Source organism: Pseudoalteromonas sp. Xi13 (assembly GCF_003952205.1).
Lineage (GTDB): Bacteria > Pseudomonadota > Gammaproteobacteria > Enterobacterales > Alteromonadaceae > Pseudoalteromonas > Pseudoalteromonas atlantica.
The window spans coordinates 2,813,219-2,835,022 of the sequence record NZ_CP034439.1; the positions used below are offsets into that span (position 1 = coordinate 2,813,219).

The following is a 21,804-nucleotide window of genomic DNA, read 5'->3' on the forward strand; positions in this document are numbered from 1 at the left end:
AAATTTTGCACATATTTAAAAGTGGTTTTCGGACATTAAAATAATGATGCAGCCATGCAAGTTAAACACTTATTTAACGAACTCGTAGCGTGATGCAAGATAAATAAATTTTTATTCGTAAGTAATACCTGTAGCAAGTAATACATTTGAACGTTTAAAAAGCAACAAACAACAAGTAGCCTTTAAAGGACACCACAATGAAATTTACCCCATTAAAAACTCTTGCAGCGAGTGCTGTATTATGTGCTTTAACAAGCACGGCTTATGCGGCAACTGCAGCTAAAGTAGGTAACACCGAATTTACTTACGGCGGATACATTAAGCTAGATACAATGTGGAGTGATTACTCTGCAGGCGCTCCTGATGGCTCAAATGTAGGACGTGATTTTTACGTACCAAGCACACTGCCCGTAGGCGATGATGATGATTCGGATGCCGTATTTGATATGCATGCACGTGAGTCACGTTTTAACTTTGGTACGTCAACGTTAATGGATAACGGTAAAACAGTTAAAACTAAAATTGAGTTAGACTTTTTAGCATCGGCCCCTGGCGGTAACGAGCGCGTATCAAACTCTTATGCACCACGTATTCGCCATGCATTTGTAACTTACGATGGCTGGTTATTTGGTCAAACATGGTCAAACTTTCAAAACGTGGGTGCACTTGCAGAAACACTTGATTTTGTAGGCCCTGCTGAAGGCACTGTTTTTGTACGCCAAACGCAAATTAAGTACACAACCGGTGCTTGGTCGTTCTCACTAGAAAACCCAGAAAGCACAATTACCACTCAAGGTGGCGCACGTGTAGAAACAGATGATGCGTCACTTCCTGATTTTACTGCGCGCTACACACACAATGCCGATTGGGGTAACTTTGTAGTTGCAGCACTTGCTCGCCAACTTACTTATAAAGTAGGCGATGTTGACGCTGATGAAACCTCGTTTGGTATTAGCGCTTCGGGCCGTGTAAATTTTGGCGAAGACTACCTTAAATTTATGCTTACTCAAGGTAAAGGCCTTGGCCGTTACGTGGGCTTAAATGTTGCCCATGGTGCAGTGCTTAATGGCGATGAACTAGATGCAATAGACTCAACATCTGGTTTTGTTGCTTATCAACATAAATGGACAAGCCAGTGGCGCTCAACTTTCTTATATTCTTTCTTTAGTGCTGACAACAACACCGATCTATTAACAATATCAGGTGACCCTGTTGAATCAAGCCAAAGCTTTAGTGCAAATATTTTATACTCACCGGTTAAGCGTTTAACATTTGGTGCAGAGTTTAAACATGCCGAGCGCGAAACAGAAAGTGGTATTGACGGCGATTTAGAGCGCTTACAATTTTCTGTAAAATACAATTTTTAATTAAACATAGTGATCACAATAAAGCGGCTTAGGCCGCTTTTTTTTAGCTATACAACTTGAACTCTGCTTAAAAGGTTTAATAGTACTGTGGTAGTAATGGTATTTAAGAATGCTTTTTTGTCTGAGATTTTCAGTAAATTAAACACGGTTAGCGCTTAAATAAGCTTAAATAGCAGCATTTGGTAGAGCTCAGATAAAAGTTTGCACAGAAATAACACTCTCTTTGCGATTAAGGGATATTACCTTAGCGCTAAACTAAGCGGCTATTTAGTTGCTAAAATCCACTAAATCCCCACAATTTCGGATAACTACTAATTATTTTGCACAAACAACAAACATGTTATTGAAAATCACTCTCATTTAGATTATGTTATGCACTTCTTTTTTGAACCTATTGGAAAAACACATGTCGTCCCAACAAATTTTGCGTTTATCTAAGCTAAGCCTTATTACTTCACTTGTTTTATCTGGTCATGCATTTGCACAAGAAACTACAACAAATACAGATGACTCATTAGAAAAAATAGCAGTATATGGCCAGCATCATAAAAACTACATCACCGAAGATGCGCAATCTGCTACAAAATTAGGCCTAACAATCAAAGAAACCCCACAAAGTATTTCTGTTGTTTCTCGCGCTTTAATGGATGATTTTTCACTAGATGATATTAACTCAGTGCTAGAGAGCACCCCCGGTGTAACTGTAGAGCAAATAGAAACTGACCGTACTTATTTTAAAGCCCGTGGCTTTGAAATAACAAACTTTCAGGTTGATGGTTTAGGCATCCCACAAAGCTCAGGCTCTATTCAGGGCACTTTAGATACGTCTATTTACGACCGTGTAGAAATTGTACGTGGTGCAAACGGCCTGATGACTGGCGCAGGTAACCCATCTGCAACCGTAAATATGGTATTAAAAAAACCAACTTACATAACTCAAGCGCATGCATCTGCATCGTATGGTTCATGGAACAACAAGCGTTTAGAGGTAGATGTTTCAACGCCAATTAACGACGACCACGCTGTACGCGCCGTATTTACCAAGCAAAAAGCGGAGTCATACCTAGATCGTTACGAAACAGATAAAACAATTGCTTATCTTGCTTACGAAGGCAAGCTAACCGACGACACGACATTAAGCATCAACTATGTTAACCAACAAAAAGATGCCGATAGCCCACTTTGGGGCGCACTCCCTCTTTATTACACCGATGGCACAGCAACAAACTACGACGCCTCTACAAGTACGGCATCTGATTGGTCTTACTGGGATAACAGCGCAGAGCAAGTATATGTAACACTTGAGCAAAACCTATCGGCTACGTGGGTTGCAACAGCGCGTTACGCACACATAGAAAACGAGCAAGACTCAGAACTATTTTACGTATATGGCACACCTGATAGCGAAACTGGCCTTGGTTTAACAGGTTACGCAAGCCGTTACGACTACGAAGATAAGCACGATTTATTTGATTTATACGCCAGCGGTAAATTTGATTTATTTGGCCAAGAACACGACCTGTCATTTGGTGTTAGCCAAGCAAAAATGGATTACAACGAGCAGTCGCTTTACGATTACACCACGGGCAACGGCTTCCCAGCCATGCCTTCGCTTGATACGTGGGATGGCGTAGTACCTGAAGCAACCCTTGCTGATGGCTTAAATGGCAGTGACATAGAAAACAAACAGCAATCAGCTTATATGTCTACTCGCATTAAATTAAGCGCTCCGCTAAGCGTGTTAGCAGGTGTACGTTACACTGATTGGGAAACATCCGGCACTGCTTATGGTGTAGAACAAACACGTAACGACAGCGAAGTTATCCCGTATGTGGGGGCTGTGTATGACTTTAATGAATCACTTTCAGCCTACGCAAGTTACACAGAGACCTTTGTGCCACAAAAAGAGCTTGATATTAATGCTGAGCAATTGGCGCCAATTACAGGTAAAAGTAGCGAAATTGGTTTAAAAGCACAGCTTTTAGACGATCAAGTATTTGTAACCTTTGCTTACTTTGATGCAAAACAAGAAAACCTAGCTGTTGCATTACCTGATTCATTACCAGGCGATACTCGTTATTATGGTGCTGATGGTATCACCAGTGACGGTTTTGAAATTGAATTAAGTGGTAAAGTAACCGAGGATTTAAGTGCAAGTATCAGCTTTAGTAATTTAAGTATTGATGGTGATGATTTAGTTGAAGATTACACGCCAGAGAACCAGCTAAAACTTGCTGCAACTTACCAAGTACCATTTGTTGAAGGCTTAACTTTTGGTGCAAATTATCGTTGGCAAGACTCGGTTAGCCGCGTACAAGTTGAAGATGCAACCGGCGCTGCACTTGTAACCACGAACCAAGATGCTTACGGTATTCTTGATTTAATGGCTAACTACAAAATTACAGAAAACGTTGGGGTTACTTTTAACGTTAATAACACCACAGATGAAAAATACCTACACAGCCTATACTGGGCTCAAGGTTATTACGGTGCGCCGCGTAACTACGCGCTATCGGTAAACTGGCAGCTATAAGTCGCTTTTTAAAAGTACGGCTTTTAAATTTAAACGGCACTTTTTAGTGCCGTTTTTGTTTTAAGCCCCTTTAAGTTAAAGCGCTTATCCCCCCTCCTTGCGCTATCTACCTTATGCAAAGTACTAGCAATACCATGCTTTTATTAGGCGCCTCAATTAAAACGCGAACTTGTTAGCCAGCATCACTGTAAATATGGCTAAGCGCTATTTAAACTGCATCTATTAAAGCCTGTAAGGTTATAGTTTTAGCGTGCTTTAAACACAAAAAAGGCGCTAACCACTGCTGGTTAGCGCCTTTTAAAGCTCGGGTCAAATCAAGCTTAGAGAACGTTTACACTTAAAGGTCAGACTCAGCGCCTAATACGTCTTCGCCATCTTCTGGCTCAACCGTTGCTTTTAATAGCAACATATCACGTAACTTACCTTCAATTTCATCTGCAATTTCTACGTTTTCTTTCAAAAACTTAATAGAGTTTGATTTACCTTGGCCTACTTTATTGCCGTTGTAGCTGTACCAAGCACCTGCTTTTTCAACAATTTTGTGCTTAACACCTAAATCTATTAACTCACCTTGTTTAGAAATACCTTCACCATACATAATGATGAACTCAGCTTGTTTAAACGGTGGTGCAACTTTGTTTTTAACTACTTTAACGCGGGTTTCGTTACCGACTACCTCATCGCCTTCTTTAACAGAGCCAATACGACGAATATCAATACGCACTGATGCGTAAAACTTAAGTGCATTACCACCTGTTGTTGTTTCAGGGTTACCAAACATTACACCAATTTTCATACGAATCTGGTTAATGAAAATACATAGCGTATTTGAGCGTTTAATATTACCTGTAAGCTTACGTAGTGCTTGCGACATTAAACGTGCTTGTAAGCCCATGTGCGAGTCGCCCATGTCGCCTTCAATTTCAGCTTTTGGTGTAAGCGCTGCAACAGAATCGACAATAACAACATCTACAGCACTTGAACGTACTAACATGTCACAAATTTCTAATGCTTGCTCACCGGTATCTGGCTGAGACACTAACAGCTCATCAATGTTAACACCTAACTTTTGTGCGTATACCGGATCAAGAGCATGCTCAGCATCAACAAAGGCACATGTTTTGCCTTCTTTTTGAGCCTGCGCGATAACTTGCAAAGTAAGCGTTGTTTTACCTGAAGACTCAGGGCCATACACTTCAACAATACGCCCCATAGGCAAACCACCTATGCCTAAAGCAATATCAATCCCAAGTGAGCCTGTAGATACAGCATCAATATTTAGGGCTTTGTTATCGCCCAGTTTCATAATTGATCCTTTACCAAATTGACGCTCAATTTGTGATAGTGCAGCGTCCAGCGCTTTTTGTTTATTATCGTTCATTCTGTTCTCCAAATCCGGCTAATGCGAACAAGTATACTGTATGAAATCACAGTATCAAGTGAAATTTATAATTTTATCTTCTCGATAGCACTTTTCAATGCAAATTCAATAGCTTGCATTCTAACTTGCGCTCTATCGCCGTTAAATATTTGCTTAAACGTAAATTGTTCATTGGCAATTTGTATGCAAAACCACACAAAGCCAACTGGTTTATCGGACGTAGCGCCACCTGGCCCAGCAATGCCCGAAATTGCCACGGCAACATCAGCTTTGGCAACGCTTGCGGCACCAAAAGCCATCTCTTTTACTGTTTGCTCACTCACCGCACCAAATTGCTCTAGCGTAGTATTGGCCACATTAAGCAGTTCATGCTTAGCTTCATTACTATAAGTAACAAATGCGCGGCCCAAATAACCTGAGCTACCTGGCGTATCTGTAAGCGCATAACTCACTCCGCCTCCAGTACATGATTCAGCGGTAGTGATCCATAAGCGTTTATCCGTTAAAATAACGCCCAATTGCGCAGCAAGTGTTTTAATCTCTTGATGTAATTCCATATTCAGCCTTTGGGTAAATACATGTCGTTTGATCTTTATGCACCGCACACTATAAAACAACAAACCCCTATGATGCAGCAGTATCTAAAAATAAAATCAGAGCATCGCGATATTTTATTGTTTTATCGTATGGGGGATTTTTATGAACTCTTTTTTGACGACGCTAAACGCGCGGCCCAACTACTCGATATTTCGCAAACGCATCGCGGTAAAGCCGGCGGCGATCCAATCCCTATGGCGGGTGTCCCTTATCATGCAGTAGAAAACTATTTAGCTCGTTTAGTGCAAATGGGCGAATCGGTTGCTATATGTGAGCAAGTTGGCGATCCTGCAACCAGTAAAGGGCCAGTAGAGCGCAAAGTCGTACGTATCGTTACACCGGGTACTATTTCAGATGAAGCGCTATTGCAAGAACGCCAAGATAACTTACTCACTAGCGTATGGCAAAATAAAAAAGGGCTATACGGTATTGCCTACCTTGATATAAATTCAGGGCGCTTCAACGTAGTTGAAGTTAACACCGACGAAGCATTTACTTCAACCCTACAGCGCTTATCACCCGCTGAGCTTTTATACTGTGAAAGCTTTGAAAACACACATTTAATTGAGCATATAAAAGGGGCACGGCGACGCCCTGAGTGGGAGTTTGACCTAGACACCGCGCAACACTTACTGTGCGAGCAGTTTGGCACCAAAGATTTAGTTGGTTTTGGTGTAGATAAAGCGCATGCTGCTTTGGTCGCTGCGGGTTGTTTAATGCAATACGTAAAAGATACACAACGTATTGCGCTACCTCACATTCGCGCTATTACGCTTGAGCATAACGAGCACGCAGTTATATTAGATGCGGCAACACGCAAAAATTTAGAACTAACCGTTAATTTATCGGGCGGCTTTGAAAACACCTTAGCGCAGGTACTTGATAAAACCGCTACGGCCATGGGGTCGCGTTTACTTAAACGCCGCATTCATACACCTGTGCGTAATAAAAATGAGCTTAACTCACGTTTAAATGCCATTAGCGCTATTTTAGATGTGCAATTATATGGCGAGTTACACGATTCATTAAAAGAAATTGGTGACATAGAACGCGTAATAGCACGACTTGCTTTATGCACTGCACGCCCGCGCGATTTAACCCGACTGCGCAGTGCCCTACAAGCACTCGCACCACTGCACGCATTATTAAACGATGCTAATGATGAGCGTATCGCTAGCATTGTTCGCCATTCTCCAGAGCTACCTGAACTACAAGCTTTACTTGAGCGTGCTGTTATTGATAACCCACCAGTACTAATTCGCGATGGGGGCGTTATTGCACCAGGCTACAACAGCGAACTCGATGAATGGCGAAACTTGAGTAAAGGCGCTACCGATATACTTGAGCAACTAGAACTTAGAGAGCGAGAGCGCACCGGGATCAGCACATTAAAAATTGGCTATAACAAGGTGCATGGCTTTTTTATCGAGGTAAGTCGTGCAAATTCACACTTAGTACCTGCTGATTATATTCGCCGCCAAACGCTTAAAAATAATGAACGCTACATAATACCTGAACTAAAAGAGCACGAAGACAAAGTGCTTGGCAGCCAATCAAAAGCTCTTGCGCTTGAAAAGCAATTATATGAAGAGCTATTTGAGTTTATAGCCCCGCATATTGAACAGCTTCAAATGATGGCTGGCGCATTAGCTGATTTAGATGTATTGAATAACTTAGCAGAGCGAGCACAAACGCTTAACTATGCTAAACCCCAGCTATGCGATGATGACAATATAAGTATTAAACAAGGTCGCCACCCTGTGGTAGAGCAAGTAATGAAAGAACCTTTTATTGCCAACCCTGTGGAGCTAAATAGCCAACGTAAAATGTTGATTATTACCGGTCCAAACATGGGTGGTAAATCAACCTATATGCGCCAAACAGCACTTATCGTATTGATGGCGCATATTGGCTGTTATGTCCCTGCTGATAGTGCAAAAATTGGTAATATTGACCGTATATTTACTCGCATTGGTGCAAGCGATGATTTAGCCTCTGGTCGCTCTACTTTCATGGTAGAAATGACTGAAACCGCCACAATTTTAAATAATGCAACTGCGCAATCTTTGGTATTAATGGATGAAATAGGCAGAGGCACCAGTACCTACGATGGCTTATCACTTGCTTATGCAACGGCTGATCATCTGGCACAAAAAATATCTGCTAAAACATTATTTGCTACGCACTACTTTGAATTAACGGAACTTGCCGAGCAAAAAACTGGGCTGGTGAATGTGCACTTAGATGCCATAGAGCACAACGACACCATTGCATTTATGCATACTGTGCTTGATGGTGCAGCAAGTAAAAGCTTTGGCTTACAGGTCGCAGCGCTTGCCGGCGTGCCTAAAGCCGTGATAACCCAAGCAAAGCAAAAGCTTAAACTGCTCGAAAACCACCAGAGTGTAACAGCGCCTAATGCTGAGCAGCAGGCGTTTTCATTTGCTAATGAGTTACCTGCGCCTGAGCCTTCAGAGGTTGAGGAGCAGCTCAGTGCCATTGACCCTGATAATCTATCGCCGCGTCAAGCACACGAACTTCTTTATAAATTAAAAGCACTACTTTGAATATAGGTAACTTGAGCGGTGGTTAAGAGGCTGATAACACAGTGAATAGTATTTATTGGGGGTCGTAAGACATAAAAAAAGCTGAAGGTTTTATCCTTCAGCTTTTAAACACATAGACAGTATAAAAGGGAGTTACGAGAACTGGTCAAACAAACTTTCTGTGCTTAACCCTTCTTGTTGTAAAATATCTTTTAAACGACGTAATGCTTCTACCTGAATTTGTCTTACGCGCTCTCGCGTTAAACCAATTTCACGGCCAACATCTTCAAGTGTTGATGGCTCATAGCCAAGTAAACCAAAGCGACGCGCTAATACTTCACGTTGTTTAGGGTTTAACTCACCTAACCAATCGACAATATGTTTGTTAATATCGTTGTTTTGAACTTCGCCCTCAGGGCCTGCGCTTTTTTCATCGGCAATAATGTCTAACAGTGCGCTGTCGTTCTCACCGCCAATTGGCATATCAACAGAGGCAATTTTTTCGTTTAAGCGTAGCATTTTAGTTACGTCTTCTACGGGTCTACCTAAGCTTTCAGCAATTTCTTCAGCAGTTGGCTCATGGTCTAGCTTTTGTGTCAGCTCGCGTGCTGTACGCAAGTAAACATTTAATTCTTTAACTACATGTATTGGCAGGCGAATTGTGCGCGTTTGATTCATAATGGCGCGTTCAATTGTTTGGCGTATCCACCACGTTGCATAAGTCGAAAATCTAAAACCGCGCTCTGGGTCAAACTTTTCAACAGCGCGAATTAAACCTAGGTTACCTTCTTCAATTAAATCTAGAAGTGCTAATCCTCGGTTGTTATAACGGCGGGCAATTTTTACAACTAAACGTAGGTTACTTTCAATCATACGCTTGCGAGATGCTTCACATCCACGTAGCGATTTGCGGGCAAAAAAGACTTCTTCTTCAGCGCTAAGTAGGGGAGAAAAACCAATTTCTCCTAAATAAAGTTGGGTTGCATCAAGGTTTTTAGTTACTTCCTCTTTTGCAAATATCTCTTCTTCGTTATCAACCTCTTCAAGTAATGCTGCAGTTTCTTCTACTGCGGTGTCATCAAATTTTTCGTCGGTGGTGTTTTTGTCAAGTTTTGCTGCGTTAGCCATAAGCCTTCTCCCGAGCAATTATCAATACCTAAAAATTAGGGAAGGTATTTAGCAGGATTGACAGCTTGCCCACGGTAGCGAATTTCAAAACGAAGCGCAGTGACCGAAGATTCTGACTTGCCCATTTCTGCTATTTTTTGTCCTGCCTTAACTTTCTGCTTTTCTCTAACAAGTAGTTTCGAGTTATGTGCATAAGCACTTAGGTAATCATCATTATGTTTCAAAATGATTAAATTACCGTACCCTCGAAGCGCATTACCCGCATACACCACCGTTCCTTGTGCTGCGGCTAAAACTGAAGCCCCTGTACGGTTAGTAATCTGTAAACCCTTGTAACCGTTTTCCTTATTAGAAAAGCGTTTAGTCACTTTGCCCTTTGCAGGCCAAAACCACTTTACTTTACTGCTCGACGAAGGTTTAGCATTACTAACTATTTCATTGGCTTGTTTTCGAACATACTCTCGTTGTTTCGGCTGATCAAGATTTTTCTTTAATTTTTTGTTAGTTTTTTGTTTTATTTTAGTGGATGTTATTTTTTGTTTAACGGGTGAATTGCTAGCAACCGCATGGCTACTCGTGGCTACAAGCGAAATAACTTGCCCAGGATAAATAACGTAAGGTGATGGAATTGAATTGTTTTTTGCAAGCGACCTAAAATCTTGCCCTGCACTAAAGGCAATGGAATATAAAGTATCACCCTTTTGTACTGTGTATTTATTGCCATTAATGTTAATGCCTTTTTGAAAATCATTAACATTAGTATTAAGGCTACTAACAGGAGCAGGAATATGGCGAGATGAACACCCCGAAAGCAAAACAGCAATAAATACAACTACATATAATACGTACTGACTATTCAAGGTGTTTTGCTCCGAAATTTAAAAAGTACTACTTTTGCTAGTTAGCGTAATAAAAAGTAAGTAACCGCTATTAATATAACTAAACCCCAGCCAAGTACTTCAACATATTGACGTAATTTTTGCTCCATTTTAACCCCGCCCCACTTCATTAAAGCAGAAACTAAAAAGAAACGCGCACCACGGCCAACGGCAGACGCTATTAAAAATGGTAAAAATGCCATTTGTAATACCCCTGCACCAATAGTAAATACCTTATAAGGGATAGGTGAAAAGCCCGCTAAAAATACCACCCACACGCCATACTCTTTAAACCATGTAAGCGCTGTTTCAAACTTTTCTTGCCAGTGCATCTGCTCAATAAAGGGCTGTACAACAGGCTCAAATAACCAGTAACCTAAAAAGTAACCTACAATCCCCCCAAGTACTGAAGCAACTGTTGCAAAGCTTGCAAAGCGCCACGCTTTACTTGGCTGAGCAAGCGACATAGGAGCAAGCATTACATCCGGTGGTACCGGAAAAAAAACAGACTCAGCAAAGCTCATGGCTGCTAAATAGCGCTCAGCAAAGCGGTGTTTTGCCCACACTAGGGCCATATCGTATAACTTAGTAAACAATTTCAACGTGAATTCCTATTCAATATCACCAGGGACGAGAGGGACAAACCGTACTGGTGCAATAACATGCTCTGTGAAGCTATCGCCTTGGCGAATAATCATGGTTAATTTTTGTTCTTGCTCTCCAATGGGGGCAAGGAGTACACCGCCATCAGCTAGTTGTGCAAGTAAGTCTTGGGGCACTTTTGATGCGGCCGCGGTAACTATAATACCATTAAACGGGGCCTGTGATTGCCAGCCTTGCCAGCCATCTGCGTGTTTCATGGTTACATTGTATAAATCAAGTTGGTGTAAACGGCGTTTAGCCTGCCATTGCAGTGCTTTTATACGCTCGACCGAATACACCTTATTAAAACATTTGGCTAACACTGCGGTTTGATAACCAGAGCCTGTGCCAATTTCTAACACTTTGTCGCGTACGCCAGCCAAATGAAGCAGCTCGGTCATACGCGCCACAATATAAGGCTGCGAAATAGTTTGCCCTTGCCCTATTGGCAACGCCGTGTTTTCGTACGCCTTGTGTTTTAGTACATCATCAATAAAGGCATGACGTGGTATATCTGCAATGGCTTTTAATACCTGTTTGTCTTCTACCCCTTCTTGCTCTAATAGCTTAGAAAGCGCAATAGCACTGCGCGAGTAATTAGCCAGCACGGTTTATCTCCATTTCAGCTAACCACTGCCCAACCGCTTCAATACTTTCTTTTGCTGTCATATCAACACTTAACGGTGTAACTGAAGCATAGCCATTATTAACAGCGTAAAAATCAGTGCCCTCTCCGGCATCGCTTTCAATACCAAGCGAGCCATACCAAAAAATATCACGCCCCCATGGGTCCGTTTGTTTGGTCATGGTTTCGGCTTTATGTCGAGCACCTAAACGCGTAACTTGCACCCCTTTTAGCTCAGTTAGAGGAATATCGGGTACATTTACGTTGATAATTTGATCTTTAGGCAGGGGGTGCGATGCCAGCCCTTTAATTATATTAACGGTCACAGCTGCTGCGGTTTCAAAGTGCTCACCATGGTGCGAGCAAAGCGACACGGCAATAGCAGGCAAGCCTAAATGGCGCCCTTCGGTCGCCGCTGCCACAGTGCCTGAATACAATGTATCGTCGCCCAAATTAGCGCCGTGGTTAATACCTGCTACGACTAAATCAGGCGTTTCATCTACTAACTGATTAACCCCTAAATGAACACAATCAGTAGGCGTGCCATTAACCGATATAAAGCCGTTTTCAAGCGTGGTAGAGCGCAGTGGGTTTATTAACGTTAACGAGTTACTGGCACCACTACAGTTACGATCAGGGGCTACAAGGGTTACATCGGCAATTTGCGTAAGAGCCTGGTATAAAACAGCAATCCCTTTAGCGTTTACACCGTCGTCGTTACTTAGCAGTATCTTCATTTTGACTGTCCTTTTCTTTTCGCTCATTAGGGCTTGCATCGGTGTAATCCACCAGCTCACGTAAAAGTGCGGTAGCAAAACACCCTTTAGGCAATCCAAAGCTTAATTTTAAAGTCGTTTCGTCTAGTGTTTCTATGGTTAAATCTTGCGGAATGAGGCGCAGCATACGGCGCTCATTTTTTAGGCCTAATTCGCCTAAGCCCTCACACCATGCTTGGTATGGTTTTAGCCATAATTTTTCTTGTTCAGTTAAGCCCTTTTCGCTTTTACCAACCATAGGAGCCGACATCATAATATCGCCAGAGGCTAAACGTGCTATGTTTTCATCGCTTATTGCATCTTCAAAAAATGCGTTACTACCGCTTAGCATAAATACTTCACGGTGCATGGTTTTAGCTAACCCATGCTCTTTAACACGTAAGCTCACTATTTGATTAAATACATGTGAACGGGCAGCGGAGATAATAATACCGCGTAGTTTTTTATCGCGAATGCGCTCGCCGGCAAACATTTTTTCGGCCATAACTAAATTATGCCCATCGCGGCCAAAGCGCTGCTCGCCAAAGTAGTTAGGCACACCCGCACGTACGGCATTAATGCGGCATAAAATATCAAGCGGCTGGGTTACATTACGAAGCGTAATAGTGAATCGGTTTCCTTTGTGGCAACCGGTGCGTAATTTACGTTCGTGGCGCTGTTGCGAAACCACAAAAATGCTGTCGCTATTGAGTTCACTAAAATCAATATGCTTTTTAATAGGTACTTTTACGCTAAACCATTGGCTACAAACGCCGTGGCGGTCTTTCATGCCAGCATAGCTTACTTCGCGCGGTGACACTCCAGCCTTTTGTGCAATTAACTTGGCCACGTACTGCGTGTTTTCACCTTTTTTAACGACCTGTAAGCATACATGCTCACCACTGCCGGTAAATTCTATGCCGAGGTCTTCATCAACCATAAAATCTTCAGCAACGGTTTTAAAGTCTGCTTTTGAAAGCGGTGCACCGTATAGGTAATTTAAATCGCTCATGCGCTTCCTGTACTCTCAGGCGCTTTGCTCATAATAACCACAGCATGGCTAGAAATACCTTCTTTACGCCCTTCAAAGCCAAGCTTTTCGGTGGTGGTCGCTTTAACATTGATTTGTGAAAGCTCGCAATTTAAATCGCTGGCTAAATTAGAGCGCATAGCGTGGATGTGTGGCAACATTTTAGGAGCCTGCGCCACAATAGTGACATCGCCATTGCCCAGTACATAACCTTGCTCTTTGGCAAGGCTAACAACATGGCGAAGTAAAATACGGCTATCTATATTTTCATACTCGCTCGCCGTGTCCGGAAAATGCTTACCAATATCGCCCATTGCCAACGCGCCTAAAATAGCATCGCATAATGCATGAATAGCAACATCGCCATCTGAGTGTGCTAAAAAGCCCTGCGGGTAATCTATTTTTTCGCCGCAAATTGTTATTGGGCCTTCGCCACCAAATTTGTGTACGTCAAAACCATGGCCAATTCGAATCATAATGCTTGCTCGTTTTGTTGTTTGTTTAATAAAAACCCCGCCAGGTCTAAATCCTCCGGCGTGGTTATTTTAATATTGTCGCTGCGCCCTGCAATTAGCTTAACGGGTTTATTTGCCCACTCAATGGCACTGGCTTCATCGGTAATAGTCACGCCTTCACAAAGCGCGCGTTGCAACGCATTTTTAAGCTCGTCATATTTAAAAAACTGCGGCGTAAGCGCTTGCCATAAATCATCACGAGGCACGGTTTGCTCGCTATGCGTGTTACCGCGCTTTATGGTGTCTTTTACTTTGCTTGCTAAAATACCGCCTTCGTCGTCGGCTATACAATGCGCTATTAAGGTTTCAATATCGTTAATAGTGACTAAAGGGCGGGCTGCGTCGTGCACCAGCACCCATTCAGGAGGGTTATTTTCTAAAAATAATAGGCTATTAAGCACTGAGTCTGCTCGCTCCTGCCCGCCGTTCGCGCGTAAAATTCGCGAGTCTATGTGCGCAAGCGAGTCAAAATAAGGGTCGGTTTGACTAACGGCTACAACTATTTGGCTTAAGCTTTGTAATTGCGAAAGCTTACAGAGCGTGTGCTCTAAAATAGTTTTTCCTGCCAATTTAATATACTGCTTAGGTGCACTGTGCTGCATTCTGCTGCCTACGCCGGCAGCGGGTACAATGGCAGCTATTGAATTATTATTTTTCATGTTGTTTGCCCGGTAAAACACGTATAAATGTTTCATCCGGTTTAATCATTCCTAATTCGTTACGAGCGCGCTCTTCTATGCCTTCTTGACCAAGCTTTAAATCTTCTATGTCGGCGGTAAGTACTTTATTGCGCTTAATTAGTTTTTCATTAGTTTGTTGATGAGAAGCCACGGCTGCTTTTAAACGTGTATAGTCTTGCACACCGTTATGACCAAACCAAAGTCGGTATTGTATAAACAGTGCTAAGCACAACAGGCCAAGCTGAAAAAACCGCATTTAACACTCCCTATTCGTTTTTAAATAAAATTAGGCTCGTGGGCGTTTTATATTACGCCAATTAATATTACCCGCTAATAGCATTTCTCTAAGTGAAAGCAACCTAGGTGCGCAGCGTTTTGAAAATTGCCACTGATGCCCGCAACACGCCGCTGTAAAACTCATTTTACTGGGTTTTACCAACTGCGCATTTGCTTGCTCTAGGCCCTTGCCAAAAAAATCAAACCAGCCTAGTTCATTACAGTGCAGTTTATTGTCGCTTACTTGATCTATGCTGTCTATTCTTAGCCTCACTTGGTCATGACTATTTATTAACACCGGCACTATTAGCCCCACTTGGGCATATTTTTTATAAAAAAGTTCATTTGCCTGAGCGTTAACCTCTGGCGGTGTTGGCTTTTGTTTTTCAAGCCAAGAGCCATTTTGTGAGTCGAGCGTAAACGGCGAACTCCCATTGGCAACCAAAGTTGCCGCCCGTTCTATATAATACGGTAAGCTTTTTAATTGGCGGCGTAGTTTATCGGCATTAGGCTCAGCAACTAAGCGCTGTACCTCTCGCTGATAAAACGCATTGCACAATTGTGCATACAGCACTTTTTGCGCATCACTTTGCCATATTTCTTGCTGCTGAGCTGCAAGTGGCTGACTCTTCGCTACCAATAGTTATACTCAAAAAACAATTAGGTAGCTGTTTTATAGCACAATAGCGGCTATTTTTTAAGCGCACTTGGCAATTTAAGCACTTGGCTTTTCACCTAATTTAGCAATGCCGCTTTCTAAAAATTGCACCACGGTATTACGCTTTTTACCAATTAATAAACTGCCATCAGCTAAAAACATAAAGTTTTGCCAATTACGTTTAAATACATCAAAGGTGGTTTCTATAACGTTATCGCGTGCCATACAAAAATAAACAGTGGTATTAGCCTGCCAATCTAAATGATCCAAAATGGCTTGTGGTAAGCTTTCGTCGCCATTTTCCCACGCATCTTCCCAATTTACTTCATCACTAAAGCTTTCTTCTTTACCGCACCAATCAGTTTTATCAAAAAAATCGGGGTGGTCGAACTCGCGGCTCACCATAGTGCTCCAAAGCACCGCAGCACGTTCGCTGGTCATTGGCTTAATACGCGCAGCGTCTTCTTCAGATACAGGGAGGTCTTTATGACGAAAAACCCAGGCTTTTTTGTGATCATCGAGCGAAATATAATTCATAGTGTTGGTGTATTCTTTGGCATAATAAAAAGCAAACGCAATTATACAAGAGATCAAAACATGACTACAGCAATAAAACCGCTTTCCCTCAAACCAGGCATATATCAACACTACAAAGGCCCACAATACAAAGTATTTTACGTAGCAACACACAGTGAAACCGATGAGCAACTAGTTATATACCAAGCCCTGTATGGCGAGTACGGCATGTGGGCACGCCCACTAAGTATGTTTTTAGAAACCGTTGAAAAAGATGGACACACTATTCCACGCTTTGCCTACCTTGGAGCTGCAGATTAACTATGGCATTATAATCACATACAACACTGATCAGACCAGGCAAGGGGAACCCGTGCAATTTAATTCTACCGACAACTACATCGCTAGCAGCTCGCTTAAACAGGCTGTAAATGCCGCTATTATGCTTGAAAAACCCTTATTAATTAAAGGTGAGCCAGGTACAGGTAAAACCATGCTGGCGGAAGAGCTTGCTAAAAGCTTAGATACCGAGCTTATTCAGTGGCACATTAAATCAACCACCAAAGCACAACAGGGCTTGTACGAATACGACGCGGTATCGCGCCTACGCGACAGCCAATTAGGCGATGAGCGCGTACATAATATTGGCAACTATATTGTTAAAGGCAAGCTGTGGCAAGCGTTTAACTATGCTGAACTTAACGGCAAACGCCCAGTGCTTTTAATCGACGAAATAGACAAAGCCGACATCGAGTTCCCAAACGACTTACTGCTCGAACTTGATAAAATGGAGTTTCATGTTTACGAAACTAACGAGCGCATTGTAGCGAAAGAACGCCCTATTGTGATCATCACGTCAAACAATGAAAAAGAACTACCAGATGCCTTTTTACGCCGCTGCTTTTTTCACTATATTGATTTTCCAAGCAGCGAAGAAATGCAGCAAATCGTTGATGTGCACTACCCTAACGTTAAACAAGATTTAGTTCGCCAAGCTCTCGAAGTATTTTTTAATTTACGTGAAGCCAACGGTCTTAAAAAGAAACCTTCCACCAGCGAATTACTGGATTGGTTAAAGCTTTTAATGGCCGAAGATATAGACGCTAAAACGCTGCACGATAAAGCCCAAAAAGGCGGCTTAATGCCGATGTTTGGCGCACTGCTTAAAAACGAGCAAGACATAAGCCTCATCGAAAAACTTGCGTTTATGAGTCGTCGCTAACATGTTAGTACAGTTTTTCTTCAAGCTGCGCAAATACCGCTTACCGGTAAGCCTGCGCGAGCTACTCGATTTAATAAACGCCTTAAAAAAAGGCGTTATATTTGCCGATGTAGATGGCTTTTACCATTTAGCGCGCACCATAATGGTAAAAGACGAAACCCATTTTGACCGGTTCGACAAAGCCTTCAGCGACTATTTTAGCGGTATTGCCGACCTTGATTTGCTTGAAAGTTTAAAACAACAGCACAACTTACCTAAAGATTGGTTGCGCAAAGAGTTTGAAAAACACCTAAGCGATGAAGAAAAAGCCCAGCTAAAAGCCATGGGTGGGCTCGACGAGCTAATGAAAACCCTAAAAGAGCGTTTAGAAGAGCAACAAAAACGCCACGCAGGCGGCAATAAATGGGTGGGCACCGGCGGTACATCACCTTTTGGTGCATACGGCTATAACCCAGAAGGCGTGCGTATAGGGCAAGAGGGTAACCGTAATCGCCAAGCGGTAAAAGTGTGGGATAAGCGCGAATACCGCAATTTAGACTCAGATCGCGAAATTGGCTCTCGTACTATTAAACTCGCCCTTAAAAAATTACGTAAATTTGCCCGCACTGGGGCAAGTGACACCCTTGATTTAAACGAGACCATTCGCGCTACTGCCAAACAAGGCGGCATGCTGGATGTAAAAATGGCACCCGAGCGCCACAATGCCGTTAAAGTATTAATGCTGTTTGATATCGGCGGCTCAATGGATGACTACATTCATACTTGCGAAGAGCTATTTAGCGCAGCCCACAGCGAGTTTAAACATTTAGAGTTTTACTACTTTCATAACTGTTTATACGAACACGTTTGGCAAGACAATGCTCGGCGCCATTCAAACATTATCGACACCATGACGCTGATTAATAAATTTACCAGCGACTACAAGGTCATATTTGTAGGTGATGCCACTATGGGCCCTTACGAAATAGCCTACCCTGGCGGCTCAGTAGAGCACTACAACGAAGAACCCGGCAGTGCATGGCTGCAACGAATTACCAATCACTTCGATAAAGTCGCCTGGCTCAACCCACAACCTGTTGAACACTGGCCTTACTATCAATCAATTGGCTTTATAAAAGAGTTAATGAACAATCGCATGTATGCGCTGAGCTTGGATGGAATAAGTAGAGCGATAAAAGAGCTGAGTTAAAATGAATAATAGGAATATATTAAAATTAGTTTTGTTTGCATCACTTATTATCAATATGGTTTTTATTACTATCTTTAAAAGTGACTCTAAAAAGGATGAAAGCATTTATTTATTAGCAAGCAATGTTGAAGCTAAATGCTTGAATGACTGGAAATCACAAGACTCTAGGGTGCCTTTTATTACCTCTCATCAAATTTTAGGGCCAGATCCGTTTACTGAATATAACCTTTTAGAGCTGGGAGGTTATGATCAGTCAACATCTTTCACATACGAATTCTCAGCATGTTTTAAAGATAAGTTTTCTACAGTAAGAACAATTTCAGAGATGAAATATGCTATTGATTTCATGGGTAAGCAATCAAAAAATGTTGGATTTTATAAATTACCAAATTCTGATGAAATTATTGTTTACTCAAATGAGTAGCAATTAGGCTAGATTGGCTAAACTCACAACTCGTTGAGCATTCGCCGCACTATCAATCAACTGATTTTATAAAACAGTTGATTGATAACCACATCTAACCACAGAGTTTAGCTGGGATAAGTAAAGCGATTAAAGAGCTGAGTTAGAATGTTAATTTACGAAGGCTCAGAACTAGCAGTGGAGCTTCAGGCGTGAACCTATAACGTTGTTGGGTGGCGCCTTTGGCTTAACCAACCTACCTTTAACGTAGGTCGGATAAGTGGCGAAGCCACGCCATCAAAAAAAATGATGAATTAACTAGAAACAATCTGACTTACAGAGTTAATGGGAAATATAAAAAAATTCAGCAATATTTATTATTACTTGCTAATAAATTTACACATTCCGAGCCCTAAACCATCGCCATCTCGTTTTACATAACCATATTGTGTATAAAAGCTTTCTTTACCATGAGCACTTAATAAAGCGATTGTAGCGCCATTAGGGCTGGTGCTGCTTAGGTAGTTTTCAATGTGGGTCATTACTAAATGACCAATGCCTTGTTTTTGATAGCTTGGCGCAACAATTATATCTTGAATATAAAAATACATTGCGCCATCACCAACCACTCTGCCAGTGCCTATTAACTTATCCGTGTCGTATACAGTGACCCAAAACAATGAATTTTCGATGCTTGCTTTTAATGTTTTATCGTCAGGGTTTTGCCACTTTACTTGTGTACGTAAATTAGCAAATTCATCCTGTGCAGGAGCTGTATATTCAACCTTATAAACCATAATATCCCTTACTCACTTTTAAAGCACTTTACTCATAAACAAGCTGTACGGATCTAGCTGATAATCACCGAACGGCTCGCACTCTTTAAAACCAAACTGAGTGTAAAGCTTTTGCGCAGGTAAAAATGCTTTTGCTGTTCCAGTTTCTAGGCTTAACTTTTTATAACCTCGCTGTGTTGCTTGCTCAATAATATGCGTGAGTAACTTAGCGGCTATGCCTTGGCGTAAATAGTTGCTTGAGGTGCGCATTGATTTAATTTCGCCATGCGTTGTATTTAGCGCTTTTAATGCGCCAATACCCGCTAAATTATTATCAATCCATAAGCTATAAAAAGTTATATTGGGCTTTGTGAGTTTAGTTACATCCAGCGCATGTACGCTTTCAACAGGTGAGTGTTTTAGCATATCGTTATGATGCGCTTGTAGTAACTTTATAATGTGTGGGTTTGAAAGCTCACCTGTTTTAATTTTCATTTATAGCTCATTTTTTAGTGTATTAATATTTATTGTAAAGCGCTAATAACTTAACATTCAATTCATCATTATTAGAAGCTAAAACGCTACCTACTGATTTTGGGTTATCTAAATCCCCTACTTGCACCTCAAACGTTTTATTATCAAAGCTATCAATAAAAATATATCTTTCTTTTTGTTCATCAAAAAAGGATGCAAAATTATCTGTAATAGACATTTCAAATTTCATGTCACTTTCCTCATAAACACAAATTAATGCCTACACCTATGCTTAACTAACTTAAAAATATCATATTTATATAACTGGTTTATGCAGCTAGCTTCCAAACCACAAACGCAACAGCAAAACCAACCAAGTACACTAAGCCTAACCAGGTTAAGCTGCGCAGTAATACGCTGTGCTTAATAGCGGGCTCTGAGCGTACAAGGCTAAAGTTAAGCCATGCAAAAACGGGGGTAGTGACAAAAGCTAGTGTCATGGCAAAGGTAAGCATGGGGCCAAGGGCCGATTTAAAAAATAAAATCACTGCCATACCGGCAAATGCCTGCAGTACTAACCAAATATTTAAACTGTGTTTAGATTGCTTAAAGCCAAGTAGTTTATGTGACTCGTTAAGTGTACGGGCGTAGCCATCAAGCACGGTGAGTGTAGTGCCAAACATACATAAAAAAGCAATGGCTGATACAAGCGGCCTTGCCCACTCGCCAATAGTCAGTGCATACATATCAATAAGCTGTTTAGCAAAGGCAACACCGCCAAGCTCAATACTGCTGCTTTGCCCGTATTGCACCAGCACACCTAAGCTAAAAAATACCAATGCTAAACAGGCTGTTAGCCAATAGCCTACGTTAAAATCGAATAAGCCTTGGCTTTTAGTAACCGTTTGCTGAGTTTGTTTTTCTTTAAGCCAAAGCGAACTAAGCGCTGATATTTCTATGGGTGCTGGCATCCAGCCCATTAACGCGACCATAAAGCTCAGCATAGCCAACTCGTAAGGTGATGGGCCAATATAGTCAGCAGGAGCCATTGGGCCATTACTAAACGCGATAACCAGCGCAATAACAGTAGCAAGCGTTAATAGCCCCATAATGCCTTTAGCAACGCTGTCGAGCGCTTTAAAGTGCCCAAGTAATAAAATAGCTAAACACACACCGAGCAATATCCAACACAGTAGCGTGACTTCTATCACTATTGGCAGTGCATAATGCAGCAAGCTTGCAGTCAGTAATAACACCCCTGCAGTATTAACTATGGCGGCAAGTATATTTAAGCCAATAAAACTATAAAAATAGACAGGGCCTTTATTTTTATAGCCTTCTACTAAACTGTTTTTGGTTGCTAAGGTGTATTCCATTCCAAAGCGAAAAAACGGGTACTTTAATACGTTAACAACGAGAATTAGCCAAAACAGTTGCCAGCCAAATAGCGCGCCAGCTTGAGTAGATGCAACTAAGTGAGAGCCGCCAATTGCTGCGGTTGCCATTAAGATACCAGGGCCTAGTGCGCCCAATCGAGATTTCCAAGAGGTGTGTGTTTGCTGCATTAATTTCTCAAATTATGTGTATTATTCGCTCTGGTTATTAATTTTCAT

At 41.8% G+C, this 21,804-nt stretch carries 24 protein-coding genes; 7 read left to right on the plus strand and 17 right to left on the minus strand.

The window, feature by feature from the left end:
* The first annotated feature begins 197 nt into the window (after positions 1-197).
* Together EJ103_RS12620 and EJ103_RS12625 are read left to right on the plus strand one after the other, a co-directional pair.
* Positions 198-1,367, plus strand: a complete 1,170-nt coding sequence (locus EJ103_RS12620; protein WP_004586195.1) for a DcaP family trimeric outer membrane transporter — start codon at positions 198-200, stop codon at positions 1,365-1,367.
* Between the two features lie 406 nt (positions 1,368-1,773).
* Positions 1,774-3,900 (plus strand): TonB-dependent siderophore receptor, encoded by a 2,127-nt coding sequence (locus EJ103_RS12625; protein ID WP_126007957.1) that lies wholly within the window; start codon positions 1,774-1,776, stop codon positions 3,898-3,900.
* Between the two features lie 337 nt (positions 3,901-4,237).
* Here the strand turns inward: EJ103_RS12625 and recA are convergent, their stop codons facing one another.
* Together recA and EJ103_RS12635 are read right to left on the minus strand one after the other, a co-directional pair.
* On the minus strand, positions 4,238-5,281 hold the full coding sequence (recA, locus tag EJ103_RS12630) for a recombinase RecA (protein ID WP_004586193.1): 1,044 nt from the start codon (positions 5,279-5,281) through the stop codon (positions 4,238-4,240).
* Positions 5,282-5,346: 65 nt separating this feature from the next.
* A complete protein-coding gene (locus tag EJ103_RS12635; RefSeq protein WP_126007959.1) occupies positions 5,347-5,838 on the minus strand; it encodes a nicotinamide-nucleotide amidohydrolase family protein in 492 nt (163 codons plus the stop codon).
* A 21-nt stretch (positions 5,839-5,859) separates the two neighbouring features.
* Here EJ103_RS12635 and mutS point away from each other — a divergent pair, with 21 nt between their 5' ends.
* A complete protein-coding gene (mutS, locus tag EJ103_RS12640) occupies positions 5,860-8,445 on the plus strand; it encodes a DNA mismatch repair protein MutS (protein ID WP_126007961.1) in 2,586 nt (861 codons plus the stop codon).
* Between the two features lie 132 nt (positions 8,446-8,577).
* Here mutS and rpoS read toward each other — a convergent pair whose 3' ends face one another.
* The 11 genes from rpoS to EJ103_RS12695 form a co-directional block, all read right to left on the minus strand.
* A complete protein-coding gene (gene rpoS, locus EJ103_RS12645; RefSeq protein ID WP_024033114.1) occupies positions 8,578-9,552 on the minus strand; it encodes an RNA polymerase sigma factor RpoS in 975 nt (324 codons plus the stop codon).
* 35 nt (positions 9,553-9,587) lie between these two features.
* A complete protein-coding gene (locus EJ103_RS12650) occupies positions 9,588-10,412 on the minus strand; it encodes a peptidoglycan DD-metalloendopeptidase family protein (RefSeq protein ID WP_126007962.1) in 825 nt (274 codons plus the stop codon).
* Between the two features lie 41 nt (positions 10,413-10,453).
* The gene (locus EJ103_RS12655) at positions 10,454-11,032 is read right to left on the minus strand and encodes a YqaA family protein (RefSeq protein ID WP_126007964.1); all 579 of its coding nucleotides are present in this window, start codon (positions 11,030-11,032) and stop codon (positions 10,454-10,456) included.
* Between the two features lie 9 nt (positions 11,033-11,041).
* On the minus strand, positions 11,042-11,680 hold the full coding sequence (locus EJ103_RS12660; protein ID WP_126007966.1) for a protein-L-isoaspartate(D-aspartate) O-methyltransferase: 639 nt from the start codon (positions 11,678-11,680) through the stop codon (positions 11,042-11,044).
* Positions 11,670-12,434 carry a 5'/3'-nucleotidase SurE gene (surE, locus tag EJ103_RS12665; protein ID WP_054982722.1) on the minus strand — a complete coding sequence of 255 codons (765 nt, stop codon included), beginning with the start codon at positions 12,432-12,434 and terminating at the stop codon, positions 11,670-11,672. The genes EJ103_RS12660 and surE overlap by 11 nt, the downstream gene beginning before the upstream one ends.
* Positions 12,415-13,464, minus strand: coding sequence for a tRNA pseudouridine(13) synthase TruD (locus tag EJ103_RS12670; RefSeq protein WP_121637862.1), 1,050 nt, complete (start codon positions 13,462-13,464; stop codon positions 12,415-12,417). Before EJ103_RS12670 ends, surE begins: the two co-directional genes overlap by 20 nt.
* Positions 13,461-13,958, minus strand: coding sequence for a 2-C-methyl-D-erythritol 2,4-cyclodiphosphate synthase (gene ispF / locus EJ103_RS12675; protein WP_126007968.1), 498 nt, complete (start codon positions 13,956-13,958; stop codon positions 13,461-13,463). Before ispF ends, EJ103_RS12670 begins: the two co-directional genes overlap by 4 nt.
* Positions 13,955-14,656, minus strand: coding sequence for a 2-C-methyl-D-erythritol 4-phosphate cytidylyltransferase (ispD, locus tag EJ103_RS12680; RefSeq protein ID WP_054982725.1), 702 nt, complete (start codon positions 14,654-14,656; stop codon positions 13,955-13,957). Before ispD ends, ispF begins: the two co-directional genes overlap by 4 nt.
* Entirely contained in the window at positions 14,646-14,933 is a 288-nt protein-coding gene (ftsB, locus tag EJ103_RS12685) for a cell division protein FtsB (RefSeq protein ID WP_004586182.1), read from the minus strand. Before ftsB ends, ispD begins: the two co-directional genes overlap by 11 nt.
* A gap of 30 nt (positions 14,934-14,963) precedes the next feature.
* The gene (locus EJ103_RS12690) at positions 14,964-15,593 is read right to left on the minus strand and encodes a hypothetical protein (protein WP_126007970.1); all 630 of its coding nucleotides are present in this window, start codon (positions 15,591-15,593) and stop codon (positions 14,964-14,966) included.
* A 75-nt stretch (positions 15,594-15,668) separates the two neighbouring features.
* Positions 15,669-16,148 carry a DUF2947 domain-containing protein gene (locus EJ103_RS12695; protein ID WP_024033120.1) on the minus strand — a complete coding sequence of 160 codons (480 nt, stop codon included), beginning with the start codon at positions 16,146-16,148 and terminating at the stop codon, positions 15,669-15,671.
* A 60-nt stretch (positions 16,149-16,208) separates the two neighbouring features.
* Between EJ103_RS12695 and EJ103_RS12700 the strand changes: the two genes are divergently transcribed.
* Genes EJ103_RS12700 through EJ103_RS12715 form a run of 4 tightly spaced genes read left to right on the plus strand, consistent with a single transcriptional unit; the run spans position 16,209 to position 18,962 of the window.
* Positions 16,209-16,448, plus strand: coding sequence for a DUF1653 domain-containing protein (locus tag EJ103_RS12700; RefSeq protein ID WP_029774266.1), 240 nt, complete (start codon positions 16,209-16,211; stop codon positions 16,446-16,448).
* Between the two features lie 52 nt (positions 16,449-16,500).
* Positions 16,501-17,349 (plus strand): MoxR family ATPase, encoded by an 849-nt coding sequence (locus tag EJ103_RS12705; protein ID WP_004586178.1) that lies wholly within the window; start codon positions 16,501-16,503, stop codon positions 17,347-17,349.
* A gap of 1 nt (position 17,350) precedes the next feature.
* Positions 17,351-18,538 (plus strand): VWA domain-containing protein, encoded by a 1,188-nt coding sequence (locus EJ103_RS12710; protein WP_126007972.1) that lies wholly within the window; start codon positions 17,351-17,353, stop codon positions 18,536-18,538.
* A 1-nt stretch (position 18,539) separates the two neighbouring features.
* Positions 18,540-18,962 (plus strand): hypothetical protein, encoded by a 423-nt coding sequence (locus EJ103_RS12715; RefSeq protein ID WP_126007973.1) that lies wholly within the window; start codon positions 18,540-18,542, stop codon positions 18,960-18,962.
* Between the two features lie 359 nt (positions 18,963-19,321).
* Here the strand turns inward: EJ103_RS12715 and EJ103_RS12720 are convergent, their stop codons facing one another.
* From EJ103_RS12720 to EJ103_RS12735, 4 genes are all read right to left on the minus strand, one after another.
* A complete protein-coding gene (locus EJ103_RS12720) occupies positions 19,322-19,738 on the minus strand; it encodes a GNAT family N-acetyltransferase (RefSeq protein WP_126007975.1) in 417 nt (138 codons plus the stop codon).
* A gap of 18 nt (positions 19,739-19,756) precedes the next feature.
* Positions 19,757-20,212, minus strand: a complete 456-nt coding sequence (locus tag EJ103_RS12725) for a GNAT family N-acetyltransferase (protein ID WP_126007977.1) — start codon at positions 20,210-20,212, stop codon at positions 19,757-19,759.
* 22 nt (positions 20,213-20,234) lie between these two features.
* Positions 20,235-20,441, minus strand: a complete 207-nt coding sequence (locus tag EJ103_RS12730) for a hypothetical protein (RefSeq protein WP_126007979.1) — start codon at positions 20,439-20,441, stop codon at positions 20,235-20,237.
* Positions 20,442-20,520: 79 nt separating this feature from the next.
* Positions 20,521-21,756, minus strand: a complete 1,236-nt coding sequence (locus EJ103_RS12735) for a divalent metal cation transporter (protein WP_031289801.1) — start codon at positions 21,754-21,756, stop codon at positions 20,521-20,523.
* Positions 21,757-21,804: the final 48 nt, after the last annotated feature.

Bases quoted from the DNA above. Each gene is read 5' to 3' on its own strand.
- EJ103_RS12695 (WP_024033120.1), bottom strand. From the start codon at position 16,148: ATGAATTATATTTCGCTCGATGATCACAAAAAAGCCTGGGTTTTTCGT.
- mutS (WP_126007961.1), top strand. From the start codon at position 5,860: ATGTCGTTTGATCTTTATGCACCGCACACTATAAAACAACAAACCCCT.
- EJ103_RS12620 (WP_004586195.1), top strand. From the start codon at position 198: ATGAAATTTACCCCATTAAAAACTCTTGCAGCGAGTGCTGTATTATGT.
- EJ103_RS12725 (WP_126007977.1), bottom strand. From the start codon at position 20,212: ATGAAAATTAAAACAGGTGAGCTTTCAAACCCACACATTATAAAGTTA.
- ispF (WP_126007968.1), bottom strand. From the start codon at position 13,958: ATGATTCGAATTGGCCATGGTTTTGACGTACACAAATTTGGTGGCGAA.
- EJ103_RS12735 (WP_031289801.1), bottom strand. From the start codon at position 21,756: ATGCAGCAAACACACACCTCTTGGAAATCTCGATTGGGCGCACTAGGC.
- EJ103_RS12715 (WP_126007973.1), top strand. From the start codon at position 18,540: ATGAATAATAGGAATATATTAAAATTAGTTTTGTTTGCATCACTTATT.
- ispD (WP_054982725.1), bottom strand. From the start codon at position 14,656: ATGAAAAATAATAATTCAATAGCTGCCATTGTACCCGCTGCCGGCGTA.
- EJ103_RS12720 (WP_126007975.1), bottom strand. From the start codon at position 19,738: ATGGTTTATAAGGTTGAATATACAGCTCCTGCACAGGATGAATTTGCT.
- EJ103_RS12730 (WP_126007979.1), bottom strand. From the start codon at position 20,441: ATGAAATTTGAAATGTCTATTACAGATAATTTTGCATCCTTTTTTGAT.
- EJ103_RS12625 (WP_126007957.1), top strand. From the start codon at position 1,774: ATGTCGTCCCAACAAATTTTGCGTTTATCTAAGCTAAGCCTTATTACT.
- recA (WP_004586193.1), bottom strand. From the start codon at position 5,281: ATGAACGATAATAAACAAAAAGCGCTGGACGCTGCACTATCACAAATT.
- EJ103_RS12635 (WP_126007959.1), bottom strand. From the start codon at position 5,838: ATGGAATTACATCAAGAGATTAAAACACTTGCTGCGCAATTGGGCGTT.
- ftsB (WP_004586182.1), bottom strand. From the start codon at position 14,933: ATGCGGTTTTTTCAGCTTGGCCTGTTGTGCTTAGCACTGTTTATACAA.
- EJ103_RS12700 (WP_029774266.1), top strand. From the start codon at position 16,209: ATGACTACAGCAATAAAACCGCTTTCCCTCAAACCAGGCATATATCAA.
- EJ103_RS12670 (WP_121637862.1), bottom strand. From the start codon at position 13,464: ATGAGCGATTTAAATTACCTATACGGTGCACCGCTTTCAAAAGCAGAC.
- rpoS (WP_024033114.1), bottom strand. From the start codon at position 9,552: ATGGCTAACGCAGCAAAACTTGACAAAAACACCACCGACGAAAAATTT.
- EJ103_RS12710 (WP_126007972.1), top strand. From the start codon at position 17,351: ATGTTAGTACAGTTTTTCTTCAAGCTGCGCAAATACCGCTTACCGGTA.
- surE (WP_054982722.1), bottom strand. From the start codon at position 12,434: ATGAAGATACTGCTAAGTAACGACGACGGTGTAAACGCTAAAGGGATT.